A 17,420-nucleotide genomic window follows, 5' to 3' on the forward strand; every position below is an offset into this window, starting at 1 on the left:
TATCTTTATTATTAACGTAATTAAATTTACAGCCCATCAGCTTCCTGTAATCACTGTTTTCAGACGGTTAAGTTCTTCTGTCGCCTGACGCAGTGCATATTCATATTGAAACTGCGCTCTGACCAATTCTAAATTTTCTACATCAACTTGTACATTATTGCCATCCAAGCGTGTGCTTTCCTCTGAACTTTCATGAATCCACAGCTTCGATCCCTTAATTTCATTGCCGATTTCATTTGCCTTAGAGACTCTTTTTTTATCAAGTTTCGAAAGGCTTAACTTTAATTCTTCTTGAAATGTGGCATACTTTGCTTTATACCCCGGTGTTTCGGAATTTGCAATATTTTGTAAAGTCAAACGCTGTTGCTGCCAGAGATTGTCCAAAGTTTTCTCTGTCAGCAACATGGAATTTGTATTAAGCCAATCCATAAAACGCCTCCTTTTTTATGCATTTACTTTCACGCATAATATTCTATGTCATTATACTACGAAATGGCAGCCTTCTCAACCGTTTTTTCCAGCGCATTCCATTTGTGCTTATTTTACGGCACTATTTGACAAATTCTACAAGCCATTCGCTGCTTTCTGGTTCATCTTTGTTCACGATAAACTTCATGTTCATCTTTCCCGCAATATTTCCGCTCACATCAACAATGCTATTCGGAATATTCATCGAACTGTTTGCCATAACATTTTCAAACGTAATCACAAAACTGATGATACCGCCGTCTGGCTCCAAAGAAGGCGCGCTTTTGACCGTAACTGTTCCGACCGAAATGTTATCCGAAAGCATCTGCTGCAATACATCTTTTTTCAATTTCTTTCGAGTCCCGCTTAAAGCATCCAAATAATAAAGCGGTTCGCTAAACATAACAGACAACGATCCATTGTATTTTTTCATTACGGTTCCGTTTATCTCTGTAATACTGGTTATCACACTGCCATCAACAATAGCCGGTGCAACCGTGTCCGCCGAAGTAATTCCGGTTACCGTCTCCACAGCGGACCAGTTTCCATCATCCGGTCCGGACATCGGATTTTTCATTACAATGAAAATGTCATAAAAACGTTCCGGATTCAGGTTTGTTACAGTAATCGTATCCGTTTCATCCTCTCGAATAAAAAGTTGACCGGAGTCGATTACCCTAGAGTCTGGTTTTACATCAATTCCTGCAATCTCAGTCGGAGTGAGTGAAGTCACCGTTCCCGTCTCATAGACAACCCAATAAACATCTGCATCCGCATCAATTGCTCCCATATCGACGTATGCCTCCGAACCACCTTGCCCTTTTTTGCGCGGATAGCCGGCCATATAATCCGGTATTACGACCGCTTGGGTTCGAATCTCTTTCATTGCAACCGCAGATGCGGCATTTCCTTTTGCGGTATAGTAAAATTCATAATCGGTGTTTGCTTTTAGATCATTAATGTACTCCGTAAACTCTACATTAGGGTTTACTACGAAAAAGCTTCCTACTTTGCTTCCCTGAGGACGAATGCTCCCATCAATCAATTTAATCGCATCCGGCATAGCAGCCACCGCACCTTTTGGAGAAAGGAGCCAATATACCGTACAGGACTTATCTAACATGTAATCCGCTCGGATGGATGTATCGCCTGCAGCCAACTTTGGATAACCGGTGCTAAATTGCGGTGCAATGACATCAGAAAAGTATTTCGTGCATTGCAGCTTTGCTGGATCACTTACTACAGAAGCCTCTAAGGAAGAAGCTTGTCCTTCAAACAATCCGTTTGAGCCCTTAAATGCCGCATCAATCAACTGCTGTCTTGTTCCAGCAAGCCCTCTCACAGTCAAATTCAGCTGCTGATTCCAAATGCTTCGATTTTCAACACCTTCTAATTTTGTTATTTTAATTGAATAAGTAGTGGTTTTTAATTCATTAAATTTACTATATTTTGTATATAAATTGGCATCGATCAAAGCCTGTAGCGAATAGTAACGGTTTGGAACCATTTCCAATCCTGTGATCGTAGTTTTAGTCCCGCTTCCATTGTCAACTGCTATATCAAAGGTTATTTTTGCATCGCTCTCCAAAATCGTATCGTAACACAGCTCTTCTGCCGCATTCTGAATCTTCGGTTCAATTTGAAAAACCAAATCATGACTATCATCTTTTGAGCCAATATTCTTCAAGCTCACAAATGGAGCCATTGTTTTAAACTCGGTGAGTCGAGTTACATTTCCCTGTGCATTTGCTTTCATTTTGTTTGCCGCCGCATCTGCAATTCCCTTTAATTCAAACACATAACGATTGCCGCTAGCAAGCTGAATTGCGGGATTTGTTGAAGCTTGGTCTCCTGTTGTAAAGGTCAGGATCGTCTTCCCATCTTCTTCTGAAAACTTTGCCTGCGAAAAATCTATGCTTACTTCTGTTCTTGGGCTGTCTGACGTGTTATACAATTTTATAAAATCGCCCAACTCAGAATCCGAAAGATCTGCCAGCAAACGTTTTTCATCCGAAACACCATCATATACAATTTCGCTGAATTCCAGCCGAATATCGGAACCTACCGGTGGTTCCCCTTGTTCTGAAACCAACGATTCATCAAAGACAACAGAAGCTGTCGGTAAAATATCATCTCTCGTAATGATCTCTTTTTTCAATACCGGCATGGATTTGTTCTCTGATTTATCAACTAAGACAAAATAAAGGTCATATGGCGTTTGCACTTCCAGCCCATTGATGATAAAACTCCCCTCTTTATCTGCAACGGCAGTTGCTTTTCCATTTTTTAAAGCGTTGCTTCCATTGATAACTGCCTGCTGTGCCTCTGGTGTGTGCAGCTCAGTCAAAGGAGCAGGTATCGTAGGCTCATAATATGCAGGAACTTTTGTTCCTCTCGGATAAACTGCCCAATATAAGGTACAGCTCTCGTCTGTCATAAATTTCATCTGCACTGTTTTTTCAGTTACAGCTCCAACAAGTGGATACACCGGTTTCGTAAATTCAGGAGCAGTAACATCTTTTGTTACTGCCTGGATCTTAAAGACTTTAGATTCATTCTCACTGGTATCTAAAATAGCCATATAGATATCATATTCTGTAGCTTCTTCTAAATTCGTGGCATAAAAGGTGCTAAGCTCATTCTTTAAACAGGCAGCAGTTCCCATTTTTACAGCTCCCGGAACTTTTATCGGACTTTTTATCAAGAGATCTGTTGTCGGTGCAACACTGCCCTTTGGTACGACTGCCCAATAAATTGTTCCATCTTTGGTTGAAACTGCTTCAAATTTCAGCTTATGTCCTTCGTCATCATAAAGTGCCTCCGCCTTTGGATAGCCTGTAATCATTGAAGGTATCACATTATCCAACGTCTGGAAATAATCATATTCCAAATCAGAAATATTTTCACGTGTATCTTCTAAAATCGCATAAAAAATATAGTTTTTTCCGCTTTTTAAGCCTGATACTTTAACGGATACTTCTTTTTCTGCAACGACGCTCACGTTTCCTGATTTAATAATATTTTTGTCATTATTCGGATTCATCAGTTCATCATCCGTAGGAGTATCGCTCCCGGACTGCTTAATCGCCCAATAAATTTTCCCCGGTTTATTTGCTTTTAGTAAAGCAGTTACATTCGTTGCATCGATTTCATCAATTTTCGGATACCCACCCCAAATCTCCGGGTCTTCTCGATCAATATCAGCATCAATGCTATTCATTTTTTTTCCATTAATTGTTGCGGTAGCCCCAGGTCTGATTGTGATTTCATTCGGAAGGGATTCAACCTTTGTTCCATCTGTCATAATTAAAATAGAATCAATTTCTCCTTGCCCGTTTACAGTCGTCCCTACGTCTGTATACAGCTCGCCCGTATATGTTTTCTTCTCTAAATAAACAGTACTTTTTTCTGCAACTTCATCTACAATCAAACGGTCAATGCTTCCCGACCTTAAAGAAAGTGTATTTTCTTTACCTAAAACAGATACTGTATCAAATTCCCCTGACAAATCTAAAGTGGTTTTTTCCGGTCCATCTAATACAATATCTTCAAAGGCTTCGTAATTATTCCCTCTTTCTTCTAAAAAAGCATTACTGCGTACAATCGTTGTTTCAATTGTAGTATCTCCTTCTGCAATTAAGCTCAGCTTTTTACCATGTCCTACATCTATAATCACACGATTGAACTCACAATCATATGCAACTATACTGCTTTCTCCAACGTTACTTTCTCCGCAGCCGGAAATTATCACATCTCCAAGAACCTTAACATTATCGAGTGTAACATACCCCGGACCTACACCCTCAGTTATGTACAAATCACCATAAATCGTGGTATCTCTGAGTCCGGATCCGGTCTTGGCCAAAGTAACATTTCCATTTATGTAATTAATACGTACCATGCGGGATTCATTGACAATTTCTCCAGTCATATCGGACAAAATCTTAGCAACCTCAGCACGAGTAATATCTTTTTGAGGTTTAAAGGTCTGGTCAGAAAATCCAGAAATAAATCCCTTCTCCGTTGCGGCAAAGATGCTTCCTTTACTCCAATTGTTAAATTTTTTCGAATCGGTAAAGGTCAGAGAATCCGAATTTTGTTCCTCTATTTTAACCGCACGGCACAAAAGCGTAACAGCCTGCTCCCTTGTCAGCGATTGCTCTGGTCCCGCTGTATTTGGACCCGTTCCAGCTAAGTAACCCTGGTTTGACGCAATAGAAATATCATTTGCATACCACGCAGTTTTAGGCACATCAGAAAATGATTTTTTCCCTTTCTCCGTAAAACCCAAAGAACGATTCACCATGGCAGCAAACTCCGCACGTGTAATATTTTTATCCGGATATAAATTTCCATTGGCATCCCCTTTCATAATATTTCGGCTTACTAAATTATTTAAGTAAGATTCTGCCCAGCTTGCGCCGTAAACGGGTGATACCAGCTCTTTTCCAATTGGAAAAGCCGGAGTCATTAATATTACAAAAGCTGCCACTACTGCAATATGTCTTTTAAAACATTTCTTTTTTCTTATCATGACTTTTCCTCCTCAATCTGTTTCTCTTTCTCCAATTCCTTCATCAGTGCTCGCAGTTCCTCTTCTCTCTCCATTTCCTCCTTCAAAGCTTTTCGTTCCTGGCGTTCTTTATCAAATACAAATTTACGAATTACCCTTTCCTCTACATTTTTCAGCCCGTTAAATTCTCCTCCACAGTTCACTTTTCCATCTTCCATCTCTGTAAACCATCTTAAAACAAAGCGTAAGGCGATTGAAACATCTCCACCGTCAAAAATCGTCTGATATTCTTCATCTATTATTAATTTTTCTATATCTTCTTTATCTGCATAAAATCCAATACCTCCCGCACTGATGTCTCGCAAGGTAATGTTGATTTCTCCCGGTATGTCAGCAGAAATACAGCAAAGCTCACTTTGTGCAGTAAATTTTGCCTTCACATCTTTTCTTCTTTGAATGTTTCCCTTCGCCTTCAATTCCCGAATATGAATCCGTTCTTTTAATATGTAAGATACGATGCCTGTATAGAGAACCACCCCTTTACTTCCAGCCAGCACACGCAGCTCTACCAATTTCCCTTCCCAAAGCCGTTCTTCAATTTCTTTTTCAATTTCCAGTTCTGTCTTGTTTTGCAAATCAATATTAAGGATTGCTTCTTTTTTAACATCTAATTCCAATACAAATGCCTGCATCGGTTCTTTTGTTGTCGAGTCGCATATTAGAGCCTTCACTAGTGTGGTATTTCGTTTTCCCAAAATCAAATTCCTTTCTATTTTTACCATTTCTATATCCTTCAATATTTGCTTTTCACTAATTCATAACAAACTCAAAAATCGCCTTTCTGATCGGCTCCACAGAAAATATAAAAATTACAAATAGAATCGCCGCACACCCTGCTCCGAAAACAATATGCCGAATCGTTTGTTTCAGCAGTCTGAATTTGCGCTGATAGATTTCACGTTTTTCAAGCTTATCAATTTTCTGATAAAGGCGGTCATCTAATTCCCTTGGTATAAATACTGCGCGCGGTCTTCTTTTTGCCCTCCGATATTCTTCAAGATAATCTTCTGCAATAAATTGTGCTGCATATTCGAGTACTACATCCGACATCTTTTGAGATGTTTTTTTATACTCTTCATCAAATGTCTTCAATTAAGGTCGTCCCTCCCTCTCTAAAATTAATTTAGCCAGCTTGCGTTTCACTTTATGAATACGAACTCGAATATTATCTGTTGATATCTCAAAACGCCGTGCCATATCTTTTTTCGAAAATCCCATAAAGAATAAGAAAAATAGTAGTTCCTTCTCTTTTAAAAGTAATTTATCAGTATATTTTGCAAGATCTGCAACCATCTCATTTCTGGACAGCACTTGATCTACATCAAAGTCCTCTCGTTCGAGAAAGCTGTCTTCCTTCTCTGGGGGGTCGACAATCCCCATTTTAGCTCTGGCATCTCGATAGACATCCTCAAGCACGTTTCTTAAATTCGCAATCAGAAAAGCTTGTGCTTTAAATGAATTTGTTTTTTCAATATATCTTATGCCATCAAATGCACGGGTGAACGTTTCTTCAACGACATGAATTGCTAAATCTTCATCGCCGTTCAGTTTCTCAAGTGCAATTTTGTAAATCGTCTCCTTATGCCTCTCATAAAACTGACCATATCTATACCCAGATTTCTCCTCAACACTTATGTATGCAGATTCCAAACGACTTCCTCTCTTTCACAAAAAAATAACTCTGACTTATATTTGTTTGTTGGATTATATGTTTTTGTGGTATAATATTCCCAATATAATAAATTATTATATCGTATCCTTTAATTAGGTTCAATCATTCTCACAACATTCCGTTTATTTTTATTGCATGAATTTTCAAAACGATAAAATTAAATGGTGCGCTATACAAAGCGAAACATAAAAAATAATTTTCTATATTAGTAGACAAGGCGGTGTAACAATTATGGACAACAGTATGCAAAATATGCTAGACATGTATTTGTATGAGACAAATACTCTTATTGAACAACTCGACGAAATCCTTTTAAGCGCAGAGCAAGAGGGGGATTTCAGTCAGGATGCGGTAAACGAAATCTTTCGTATCATGCACACGATTAAAGGTTCTTCGGCTATGATGCAGTTTAATAGCCTTTCTGCACTCTCCCACCAAATAGAAAATTTATTTTTCTTTATTCGTGAAAACCAAATAAATCAGGAATTTGGTCACGATTTATTCGATTTATTATTTCAAGCGAGCGATTTTATTAAATCACAGGTAATCCAAATTGAAAATAACGAGCCTCTAAACGAGGATATCTCTGAACTAATTTCTGGTATTGAACGATTTTTACAACAGATTAAAGGTTCCTCGGATTCATCCGATCATGAAAAAGCTGCATCAGCTACTGATAAAACCATTGAAAATCAAACGAAAGAAGATCAGAACTCAGAACTTGCAATTCGAGTCTTTTTTGACGAAGAGTGCGGGATGGAAAATCTGCGATCCTTCATGCTCATTACAGCTATGCAAGATGTCTGCGGTCCTTTCTCCTATGAACCTCAAAATGTAGAAAACGATTCGAGTACTGCTGCATACATTATAGAACATGGTTTTACGCTCTATTTTAACAATCACGAAGATTTAGATGCAGCAATCGGCATCTTAAAAACGTCTCTTAATATTCGTACTTATGAAATATTACATAATCAGCAGGAAGATAAAAAAGTGGAAACTATAGAAAAAGCGGAAGAAAATACTGAAAAGAGCAGCGCTCCTGCAAAAGAAACAGAAGCAAAGAAAACAACAGCTCAAAAGAAGAAAGCAGACGACGCGCCTATGCATCTTTCTTCTGGAAAGCAAAGCTTGATCAGCGTTAACCTTACTAAGCTGGATCGCCTAATGGATATCGTGGGAGAAATTGTCATAACCGAATCTATGGTAACGTCCTCCCCTGACCTTCAAGGTTTCAAGCTTGATAATTTTACAAAATCTGCACGTCAATTACGGAAATTGACCGATGACCTACAAGATACTGCAATGTCAATTCGTATGGTTCCCGTATCCAGCGTATTTCAGAAAATGAATCGGATTGTCAGAGATATGAGCCAAGCATTGGGTAAAGAGGCGCGCTTAGTCTCCATTGGTGCCGATACCGAAGTTGATAAAACAATTGTGGACAGCATTGGTGACCCAATTATGCATATGGTTCGAAATTCTATGGATCATGGTTTAGAACAAAATAAAGAAGATAGAATCGCACTCGGTAAAGATCCGCAAGGAACAATCACCTTAAAAGCAGAACACACCGGGAGTGAGGTTATAATTACAATCAGTGATGACGGACAGGGTATTGATACTCAAAAAGTAATTGAAAAAGCCAAAGAACGAGGCTTGCTTACTAAACCAGAAAGTGAATATTCCCAAAGAGAAGTGCTTCAGCTTCTCTTGCTTCCGGGTTTTTCAACAAATGAAGAAGTTACCGAGTACTCCGGCAGAGGCGTAGGTATGGACGTTGTAAAGAAAAACATTGAAAAAGTCGGTGGCATTGTTACCATGACCAGTGAGGAAGGAAAAGGAACATCTACTATCTTTAAAATTCCACTTACTTTGGCAATTGTCGATGGTATGGAAATATCCGTTGGAAATTCGATTTTTACCATTCCAATTCATAATATCCGTCAATCCTTTAAAATTGATGAATCAGATATTGTACACGATGCCGGACAGGGTGAAATGATCCAGAAAATGGACAAGTTCTATCCAATTATTCGTTTAAATGAATTTTTCTCAATCGCACCAAAAGCAGAGACAGTCAGTGATGGAATTATGATCTGGGTAGAGGCAGGCGAAAAGTCTTATTGCTTGTTTGTCGACGAACTTTTAGGCGAACAGCAGGTTGTTGTCAAGCCGATCCCTACTTATTTAAGTACATATAATGTCAAGGACTCCGGAATAGCGGGCTGTACTATTTTAGGCGACGGTAATATCAGTATTATTTTAGATATCATAAATCTTCACACTGCAGCGATCGGAGGTGCATTATAATGGCAAACTTATCACAAATGACAAATGAAATGGATATTGACTTTGACGAAGAATTTGAACAAGCAAAGGACAATACGGAAGTATCGAAGAAATATTTAGCTTTTGTATCTGATGAATTAAACTTTGCAATCGATGCGGATTCTGTAATTGAAATTATTAACGGACATTCCATTACTCACCTTCCTAAAACCCCCAACTTTATAAAAGGAATAATCAACTTACGTGGTCAAATTATTCCTATTATGGATATGCGGTTACGGATGAATCGTGGAGACGCTGAATATGGCAAAGAAAGTTGTATTATTGTTATTTCAGTAGAAAATATATCAATTGGTTTATTGGTGGAAAGCGTCTCTCAAATGCTGGATATCTATGAATCACAGATTTGTGCACCACCCCTAAGTACGCAGCAAGATATGGTCAGTGGTATAGCAAGGATTGACAATATGGTTTATTTACTGCTAGACTGTCTCCTTCTTCTTGATATCAATTAACAGAGGTTACTATGAACGATACAACAATTACATTTGATAAACTTACCATTTCACAGGAAGATTTTATCCGTTTAGTTCAATTTGTACAAAAGAACTATGGAATTAATCTGATACAAAAAAAGCACTTAATTGAAAGCCGTCTTGCTTCAACAATCAAAGGAAAAGGATTTACTTCCTTTTCCCAATATGTATCCTACATATTAAATACTAATAATCCAAAAGACTTGGAAGTTTTACTGAATAAATTGACGACGAATCATACTTTTTTTATGCGTGAGAATAGTCACTTTGACTTTTTCCGTGATACAATCCTTCCTCATATTGAAAAAACGAAAATGTCGAGAAAATTTTTAAGCATTTGGAGTGCCGGCTGCTCAAGTGGTCAAGAACCGTATACTCTCTCAATGATTTTGTGTGATTATTTTAAGAATAAACCCGGCTGGGACACACGTGTTCTTGCAACAGACATTTCTATGAATGTATTAAATAAAGCAAAAGAAGGGATTTACTTAAAAGAAGACACGAAAGAATTACCGCAAAGCTGGCAGCGAACTTATTTGGTCTCGGTAAATGAAGAGCAATGTACGTTTGTGCCTAAAATCAAAAATAATGTTATATTTAAAGAATTTAATTTAATGGACCCGATTCAATTTAAAATTCCTTTTGATGTAATTTTTTGCAGAAATGTAATGATTTATTTTGATCAGCCCACAAAGGATGCTTTGATACAACGTTTCTATAAGGCAACAAACGCAGGAGGCTATTTACTCATTGGACATTCAGAAACACTCAATAAGGAAAATTGTCCTTACCAATATTTAATGCCTGCGACATATCAGAAAAAACAAACTACAAGCACTGTTAAAAAGCCAGGAATCTTTAATTCTTATTGATATCTTGCAGGAATCCATTTTCTTTAACAGGTTTCTCAAAATTATAATTATCATCTTTTAAAGGAGGGATTTCTTTTGATTCCCACAAATAAAATAAAAATTCTTGTTGTGGATGATTCCGTTTTTTTTCGGAAGGTTCTTATGGATAGTCTTTCAAAATATCCACAATTTGAAATCGTTGGATACGCCATTGATGCGATGGATGCGATGGCAAAGCTTCCGATTTTAAAACCGGATGTGATTACTTTAGACGTAGAAATGCCTAAGATGACCGGAATTGAATTTTTGAAATACCTTCTTCCACGCCATTCGATTCCGGTTGTGCTCGTTAGCTCTTTGAATATAAGTGTCTTCGATGCTTTATCGGCAGGAGCTGTTGATTTTGTAAGAAAACCTGATATGCATGAACAAAGCAAGGCAGAATCCTTTATTAAAGAATTGGCAGGAAAAATCTCCATTGCTTCAAAATCAAAAGTTAGAATTACGCCAGCTGCAAAACCTCTTACTATACCCAATCCATCTCTTTCAGCTGTTTCACCAGGAGCGGATACTTCTTTATTAAGCAGAATTACTGCACTGAAGCCATCTCCAAAATTAGACAGTATTATTATTGCACTTGGCGCTTCAACCGGAGGAACAGAAGCAACCCTTGAGGTTTTGAAAAATTTACCGGCGAATACCCCTGGTATTCTCATTGTTCAGCACATGCCTGCCGGATTCACAAAAATGTATGCGGAACGTCTCAATCGTCTCTGCCCCATGGAAGTAAAAGAAGCTGTAAATGGCGATAAACTTTTTCGAGGCAGAGTATTATTAGCTCCGGGTGATCTACAGATGCGAGTTGTAAAAATAGGCTCTGAATACTCTGTAAAATGCTACCCCGGTGAAAAGGTCAGCGGTCATTGCCCTTCTGTCGATGTATTGTTCCACTCCGTAGCTGAAACTGCCGGAGCAAATGCAATTGGAATCATCATGACAGGAATGGGAAAAGACGGTGCGGAAGGATTGCTACAAATGCGCCAAAAAGGAGCTTATACAATCGGACAAGATGAAGCTTCCAGTGTAGTCTATGGAATGCCTATGGTCGCATACAATATTGGTGCGGTTACAACACAGACCTCCTGCGGCAATATTGCCGGAACATTGAAAAATTATTTAAACCGCTTGTAATGATTTCTTACTATTTATATATCAGCAAACAGGAAAAGGAGAAATTCGATTGAAAAACGAATCATATAATGAATCATATATAGATACAGAACAAATTAAACAAGCAGAATGGAACGAAAAAGAAATGCAGCCGAATCATATTTTTTTTGCTTTAGATATTGGTACTCGCTCTGTTGTTGGTATGATCGGAAGCAAGGAAAACGACACCTATAAAGTCTTAGATTACGAACAAGCTTTTCATAAAGTACGTGCCATGCGTGACGGTCAAATTGAAGATATAGATCTAGTCTCTCGTGCTGTTCACCAAGTAAAATCAGCCTTAGAAGCACGGCTTGGCTATTCTTTAAATCGTGTTTCAATTGCTGCTGCAGGTCGTGCTTTAAAAACAGCAAAAGCAACTGCACAACAAGATATTTCTGAGGATACACCAATCAGCACAGAAACCATACGTTCCGTTGAATACCAAGCAATTTCAGTTGCCCAAGAAAAATTTTCCGAAGAGCTTTCTTCACAAGAGAACAATCAATCTTTTTCTTGTGTTGGTTACAGCGTTTCAGGATACTGGCTTGATGGTTATCCGATCAGCAACTTAAGTGGACATAAAGGAAAAAATATTTGCGCAGAGATTATAGCGGCTTTTCTTCCGTTTACTATCATGCGAAGCTTATATGCGGTAACCAGCCGCTGTCATTTAGAAGTCGAAAATATGACATTGGAGCCGATTGCCGCAATCAATGCCATCGTGCCAAAAGACATCCGATTACTAAATATCGCCATTGCCGATATTGGTGCAGGAACAACGGATATCGCAATTTCAAAAAACGGGAGCATCATTGCCTATGACATGGTCACAACTGCCGGAGATGAAATCACAGAGGCCTTAATGAAGCACTATTTAGTTGATTTTGATACGGGGGAACGCATCAAACGTTCTCTAAGCAATGCGGCTGGTGAGATCTCTTTCTTCGACATCTTAGGAACACAGTACCGTTTATGTGCAGAGGATATCATTCAGATCATTTATCCCGCTCTTTCAGAGCTTTGCAACTCTATTGCGAAAAGCATTATAAAACTGAATGAAGGTTCCCCAGTAGCCGTTTTTCTGATTGGTGGGGGAAGCCAGATTCCAGGCATTTGTAAAATTTTATCTGAGAAACTGGAGCTTCCTGAAAATCGAGTTGCACTTGGCGGTTTAAATCCATATAAAAACATCGAATTATGCTCAGAGGCACTGCTTAGTCCCGAATTCGTCACACCGATTGGAATTGGTGCCATTTCCCTACTCTATCACGGTATGGATTTTTTCGCCATTACAGTGAATGAAAAAAGAATTATGCTCTTAGATTCCAATCACATCACTGTATTGGATGCACTGCTTTTAGCCGGTATTAAGGCGACCAGTTTAATGGGTATCTCCCCTCGCCCGCTTACTTACTATTTAAATGGTGAAAAACAAGTGGATCGAGGAGAACCTCCTATTGCCGGAGAACTCTATCGAAACGGTCAGCCTGCTTCTATTGAAACACCGATACAAAGAGGCGATTCTATTATTGCGATTCCTGCAAAAAATGGCATTTCTCCTCAATTAACAATTGCTGATCTGCTTAAAAAGATGGATGCAGAAATGGATGTTACTGTAAACGGCACTCCGATGCCACCCGATTATCAGATTAGATCTATGGACGAAATTAATCTGATACCGAAACCTCAAATTGAGGAAATCGTGTCAGTGGCAAACTCGAGCGATCCTGTGCATTTAGATTCCATGGAACAAGAAAAAGAAGAACCGATGCAGCAAACGAAACTTGAAGAAGAGGATAAAAAAGATTCAAAAACCATTTCCGTCTGTTTGAACGATCATTGGATTGACCTATCTTATCATACCAATCAAGCTCCCTGCTTTTTCGATCTGCTGAACTATTCCGATATTGATCCGGAACATCCGCAGGGTAATCTGCTTTTAAAATTAAATGGTTCTGATGCATCCTTTGTCACCGTATTAAAAGACGGAGATCATGCTAAAATCGGTTGGGAAAAACGATAATAACTCTTAAAAAATAAACCACCAGCATTATGATCTGACCCAGAAAATTAGACAAAACAATCTAATGAGCGGAGTCACTTTAATGCTAGTGGTTTAAAGTCTTTATTACAAGTTTATATTCTATTATTACTATAAGAATCAACTTATCCGAAATTGTCAGATTTTTGAATGCTACCGGATCCATAAACTAAAGTCAGGTTAAACGGTTGATTGACCATACAATACCATGATTGTCATCACCACCTAATGTCAGTGAAATCGTCAAACCGTTTGCAATATAGTAAAGTCCAATAATATCTCCGGCGTTGAGCTCCGCTTCCCCTGCAAGGGTAACAGTGCCGCTCCCTAAAACTGTGCGCAGAGTCACCAACGGTGAATTAACATCAAAAATCGGGAGTTGCCCTCTAACAAGGGTCGTTAAGCCGGGTGCTGTGCGCCATATCACGAAAGCGGGGTTAACATCACTCCCCAGCGAAGCGCTGACGCTTGCCGTGGTATAATAAGTGACGGTGGCTTGAAGCAGATAGCGGCCTGTTGCAGGGACCGTGTAGTCGCCTGTTGCAGGATCAAAATTTAAACTAGTAAAATAAGGAAATGTAACTTCCCACCCGCTCAGTTGTGCACTATCAGTAACAGCCAAAGGATTTTTAAAGGCTGAGAATCCTTCAAGCAGCTGCGTTTCGCCGACAGGGCCCGGTTCTCCTTCCGGCCCTGCTTCTCCCTGTGGACCCGGCACTCCTTGCGGTCCTTCCGGTCCTGCTTCTCCCTGTGGACCCGGCTCTCCTTGCGGCCCTTCCGGTCCTGCTTCTCCCTGTGGACCCGGCTCTCCTTGCGGCCCTTCCGGTCCTGCTTCTCCCTGTGGACCCGGCTCTCCTTGCGGCCCTGGTGGTCCTGGTTTGCCTCGTGGCCCTTCTTGATCTCTACAACAACAGCATTCATTATATCTACAGTTACTTCTTTGATCAAAACTGTTCGTACTACTAATCTCTTCTATTTCAGTGGAACCAGTGCAAAGCCTATTCTCATCAAAATTATTAAAATAATTTTGATGAGATAAATAATTTTCATGAGATAAATAATTTTCATTTCTTTTTTTCATATTTTCACCTTCCATAATATGTTATGTAGTCATTTAAATAATGTTAGCAATTTTTACTCATATAATTTATTTTTTTACTATATTCGATAATAACTTTCTGCCTTTCCCTTACGTACTATTCTAAATAAAGCTTTCATTTTTACTTTTCTAATAAATAATATAAAGATTTCCACGTGTTGGTCGATATAATAACTGAATGATGATAGTAGTTCGATGCAAACTATGTATCTTTTAAGAAATATGGGGGTATAACCATGAAAGTCATAAATAATGAAAGACCGTCTGGAATTATTAATTCAATAGCATTAAAAAAATCAAGCAAAAACTCTGTTGCGCCAGAACAAAAAAATGCAGAATTTGACCAGATAACGATCAGTCAGTCTCCAACATCACAAAAAAGTGATGAACAATTTATTACTTATCTGAAAAATCAATTGGTTTCTGAAGTAAAATCCGGAGCTTCTCAATATAAAATAACAGATTTAAGCCAGCAAATAGCATTAAAACAATATGACAATAATCCTGCTGATATTGCCAGAAAAATACTAATGGATACTGAGGTATAACAATGAATGATGGTCTTAATTTTTATAAAATAATGGAAGAAATTATGAATTTGGTCGATTCGGTTATCACTATAGAAAATCAAAAATTAGACGCAATTGCTTCTAACGATATATCTGAATTGGACCGTATTATGAAGGAGGAACAAGCAATTATCCTTCAATTACGTGGTTTAGAGAAAAAACGGGATAGAATCCAAGATGATTTAGGGCTCTCTTCACTGACATTTCGCGAAATGATAGATAGAAACACACTATCAAATTCAAAAGAGCTTGCAACGCTGTATCAGCAAATGAACGAAAAAATGAAAGAAGTAAAAACAGTAACCGACTGTACAAAAAAATACATTGAACTTCATTTACACGGTTTAGATACCTTAATTACGAACTTACAAAATGGTAATAGCAATGTAAATTATAATAAAATCGGGGAAAAACAGCCGCGTGAAATGACACCTAGATTTACGCGCATCAAAATCTAACTTTACCTAAGGAGGTACTTTCTATGCTCCGTTCAACCTTTTACGGATTTACAACTGCACTTTCTGCTTTACGCACAAGCCAAAAAGCACTGGATGTCACCGGTCAAAATATATCCAATATGAATACTTCTGGATATACGAGGCAGCGCTTAGATTTATATAGCGTCCGCTCTTCAGGCTACGGTGACCGCTATGCTACGAGAAGTTCCAGCTATATTGGACAAGGTGTAGGCGTAACTAATGTTTCGCAGGCACGAGATCCGTTTTTAGATGTTCGCTTTCGAAGAGAAGCCGCTAAATTAGGACAAATAGATGCTAATTTAAGTGTCAAGGAAGACTTGGAAAGCATATTTGACGAAACACAAAAAACTGCACTGCAATCACGATTTCAGGATTTGATCTCACAGCTGCAAACACTTTCGGACCACTCCGGTGCTGCAGAATTTGATAGTATTGTTCGATCTTCAGCAGAATCGCTTACAAAATTGCTGCGCCAATATTCTAATTCACTTAAATCTGTACGAGAACAAGAAGAATATAATATGGAGAATGTGACAGTCAACAAAGTAAATAGCTTATTGAATGATATTGCAACCTTAAATAAGACTATAAAAGAAAGTCAAATATTTGGCAGTTCTTCTTTGGAATTATTAGATCAAAGAAACTTGCTGATTGATGAATTGTCCACTTATATGAACATAAATGTTACAACTACTCCAAAAGAAATATCAAAAGGAATTTTTGTCGACGAGCTTCGGATTGATCTAATCGGCGATAATGGTGCATTCTGCCTATTAAACGACACCGATTCGGTTGATTTTTCTTATGAAAAAAAAGCCGATGGTTCTGTACATATTTCTATTTCAGATACATTCAATGCTGATGGTGATGATACGACGCAAGATCTGACTGATATTACAGAAGAATTTACCACAGGAATTTTTAAAGGAGCCTTAGATGCGTTAAATAAATCAGGAGAATTTGATACTCCTCCAAACGATATTCGTGGAATTGGTTATTATGAAAAGAGTTTGGATTTATTAGCCTCTACCTTCGCAGAAGCATTTAACGCCGCAAATTCTGTTGAAAATCCATCCTTTGATCCATCCCAACCAGAAAGCCCTACTAATCAAAGATACACGGAATACAAACCGTTATTCGTTTCAAAAACAGACCCTACCGGTAAGGTTACAGCAGGAAACATAACCATTGCTTCAGGTTGGTTAGACTCAACTTATGGGATCAATAGCAGTAAAGTCCCCCCTATCAGCAGTGGTGACACATCCGGTGCAAACGATAATATTTCTTATATGATCCATCTATTTGACAAAGACCTTGATTTCACTCTGACTCGATCAGATGGCTCAACACAAACCCTCTTTAATGGTAGTTTTGAAGAGTTTAATTCTAATATTTGCAACGTTCTTTCTCTAGACGTAAAGGCACTGAACTCATCTATTGATTCTTACCTAGCTTCGGTAAATAGCATTGCAGATTTACGAGATAGCGTATCAGCAGTATCTTTGGATGAAGAAGGCATAAACCTTCTGCACTTCCAAAAATCTTATAATGCCGCTGCCCGATTAATGACAACTTTAGATGAAGCATTGGATACGATTATTAATCGAATGGGAACTGTAGGTTTATAA

The 17,420-nt window shown here is 38.5% G+C and carries 14 protein-coding genes; 8 read left to right on the plus strand and 6 right to left on the minus strand.

Features of this window, described 5'->3' with window-relative positions:
- Positions 1-36: 36 nt before the first annotated feature.
- The 5 genes from flgB to U5921_RS00175 form a co-directional block, all read right to left on the minus strand.
- Positions 37-429 carry a flagellar basal body rod protein FlgB gene (gene flgB / locus U5921_RS00155; RefSeq protein WP_324824519.1) on the minus strand — a complete coding sequence of 131 codons (393 nt, stop codon included), beginning with the start codon at positions 427-429 and terminating at the stop codon, positions 37-39.
- Positions 430-550: 121 nt separating this feature from the next.
- The gene (locus U5921_RS00160; protein ID WP_324824520.1) at positions 551-5,002 is read right to left on the minus strand and encodes an S-layer homology domain-containing protein; all 4,452 of its coding nucleotides are present in this window, start codon (positions 5,000-5,002) and stop codon (positions 551-553) included.
- Entirely contained in the window at positions 4,999-5,763 is a 765-nt protein-coding gene (locus U5921_RS00165) for a PilZ domain-containing protein (protein ID WP_324824521.1), read from the minus strand. Before U5921_RS00165 ends, U5921_RS00160 begins: the two co-directional genes overlap by 4 nt.
- Before the next feature lie 28 nt (positions 5,764-5,791).
- Positions 5,792-6,133, minus strand: coding sequence for a hypothetical protein (locus U5921_RS00170; protein ID WP_324824522.1), 342 nt, complete (start codon positions 6,131-6,133; stop codon positions 5,792-5,794).
- The gene (locus U5921_RS00175) at positions 6,134-6,691 is read right to left on the minus strand and encodes a sigma-70 family RNA polymerase sigma factor (protein WP_324824523.1); all 558 of its coding nucleotides are present in this window, start codon (positions 6,689-6,691) and stop codon (positions 6,134-6,136) included.
- A 253-nt stretch (positions 6,692-6,944) separates the two neighbouring features.
- Between U5921_RS00175 and U5921_RS00180 the strand changes: the two genes are divergently transcribed.
- From U5921_RS00180 to U5921_RS00200, 5 genes are all read left to right on the plus strand, one after another.
- A complete protein-coding gene (locus U5921_RS00180; RefSeq protein ID WP_324824524.1) occupies positions 6,945-9,026 on the plus strand; it encodes a chemotaxis protein CheA in 2,082 nt (693 codons plus the stop codon).
- On the plus strand, positions 9,026-9,520 hold the full coding sequence (locus U5921_RS00185) for a chemotaxis protein CheW (protein ID WP_324824525.1): 495 nt from the start codon (positions 9,026-9,028) through the stop codon (positions 9,518-9,520). The genes U5921_RS00180 and U5921_RS00185 overlap by 1 nt, the downstream gene beginning before the upstream one ends.
- Positions 9,521-9,531: 11 nt before the next feature.
- Positions 9,532-10,413 (plus strand): protein-glutamate O-methyltransferase CheR, encoded by an 882-nt coding sequence (locus tag U5921_RS00190; protein WP_324824526.1) that lies wholly within the window; start codon positions 9,532-9,534, stop codon positions 10,411-10,413.
- A gap of 75 nt (positions 10,414-10,488) precedes the next feature.
- Positions 10,489-11,583 (plus strand): chemotaxis response regulator protein-glutamate methylesterase, encoded by a 1,095-nt coding sequence (locus tag U5921_RS00195; RefSeq protein ID WP_324824527.1) that lies wholly within the window; start codon positions 10,489-10,491, stop codon positions 11,581-11,583.
- A gap of 49 nt (positions 11,584-11,632) precedes the next feature.
- Positions 11,633-13,627: a cell division protein FtsA gene (locus tag U5921_RS00200; RefSeq protein ID WP_324824528.1), complete on the plus strand. Its 1,995-nt coding sequence runs from the start codon at positions 11,633-11,635 to the stop codon at positions 13,625-13,627.
- Between the two features lie 193 nt (positions 13,628-13,820).
- On the opposite strand, the gene U5921_RS00205 is transcribed toward U5921_RS00200, so the two are convergent.
- Positions 13,821-14,726 (minus strand): collagen-like protein, encoded by a 906-nt coding sequence (locus tag U5921_RS00205; RefSeq protein ID WP_324824529.1) that lies wholly within the window; start codon positions 14,724-14,726, stop codon positions 13,821-13,823.
- Positions 14,727-14,980: 254 nt separating this feature from the next.
- On the opposite strand from U5921_RS00205, the gene U5921_RS00210 reads away from it, so the two are divergent.
- Genes U5921_RS00210 through flgK form a run of 3 tightly spaced genes read left to right on the plus strand, consistent with a single transcriptional unit; the run spans position 14,981 to position 17,420 of the window.
- Entirely contained in the window at positions 14,981-15,292 is a 312-nt protein-coding gene (locus tag U5921_RS00210) for a hypothetical protein (RefSeq protein ID WP_324824530.1), read from the plus strand.
- 2 nt (positions 15,293-15,294) lie between these two features.
- Positions 15,295-15,771: a flagellar protein FlgN gene (locus tag U5921_RS00215; protein ID WP_324824531.1), complete on the plus strand. Its 477-nt coding sequence runs from the start codon at positions 15,295-15,297 to the stop codon at positions 15,769-15,771.
- Between the two features lie 23 nt (positions 15,772-15,794).
- Positions 15,795-17,420, plus strand: a complete 1,626-nt coding sequence (gene flgK, locus U5921_RS00220; RefSeq protein ID WP_324824532.1) for a flagellar hook-associated protein FlgK — start codon at positions 15,795-15,797, stop codon at positions 17,418-17,420.

The sequence above is a fragment of the Sinanaerobacter sp. ZZT-01 genome (assembly GCF_035621135.1).
In the GTDB taxonomy this organism is placed as follows: Bacteria; Bacillota; Clostridia; order Peptostreptococcales; family Anaerovoracaceae; genus IOR16.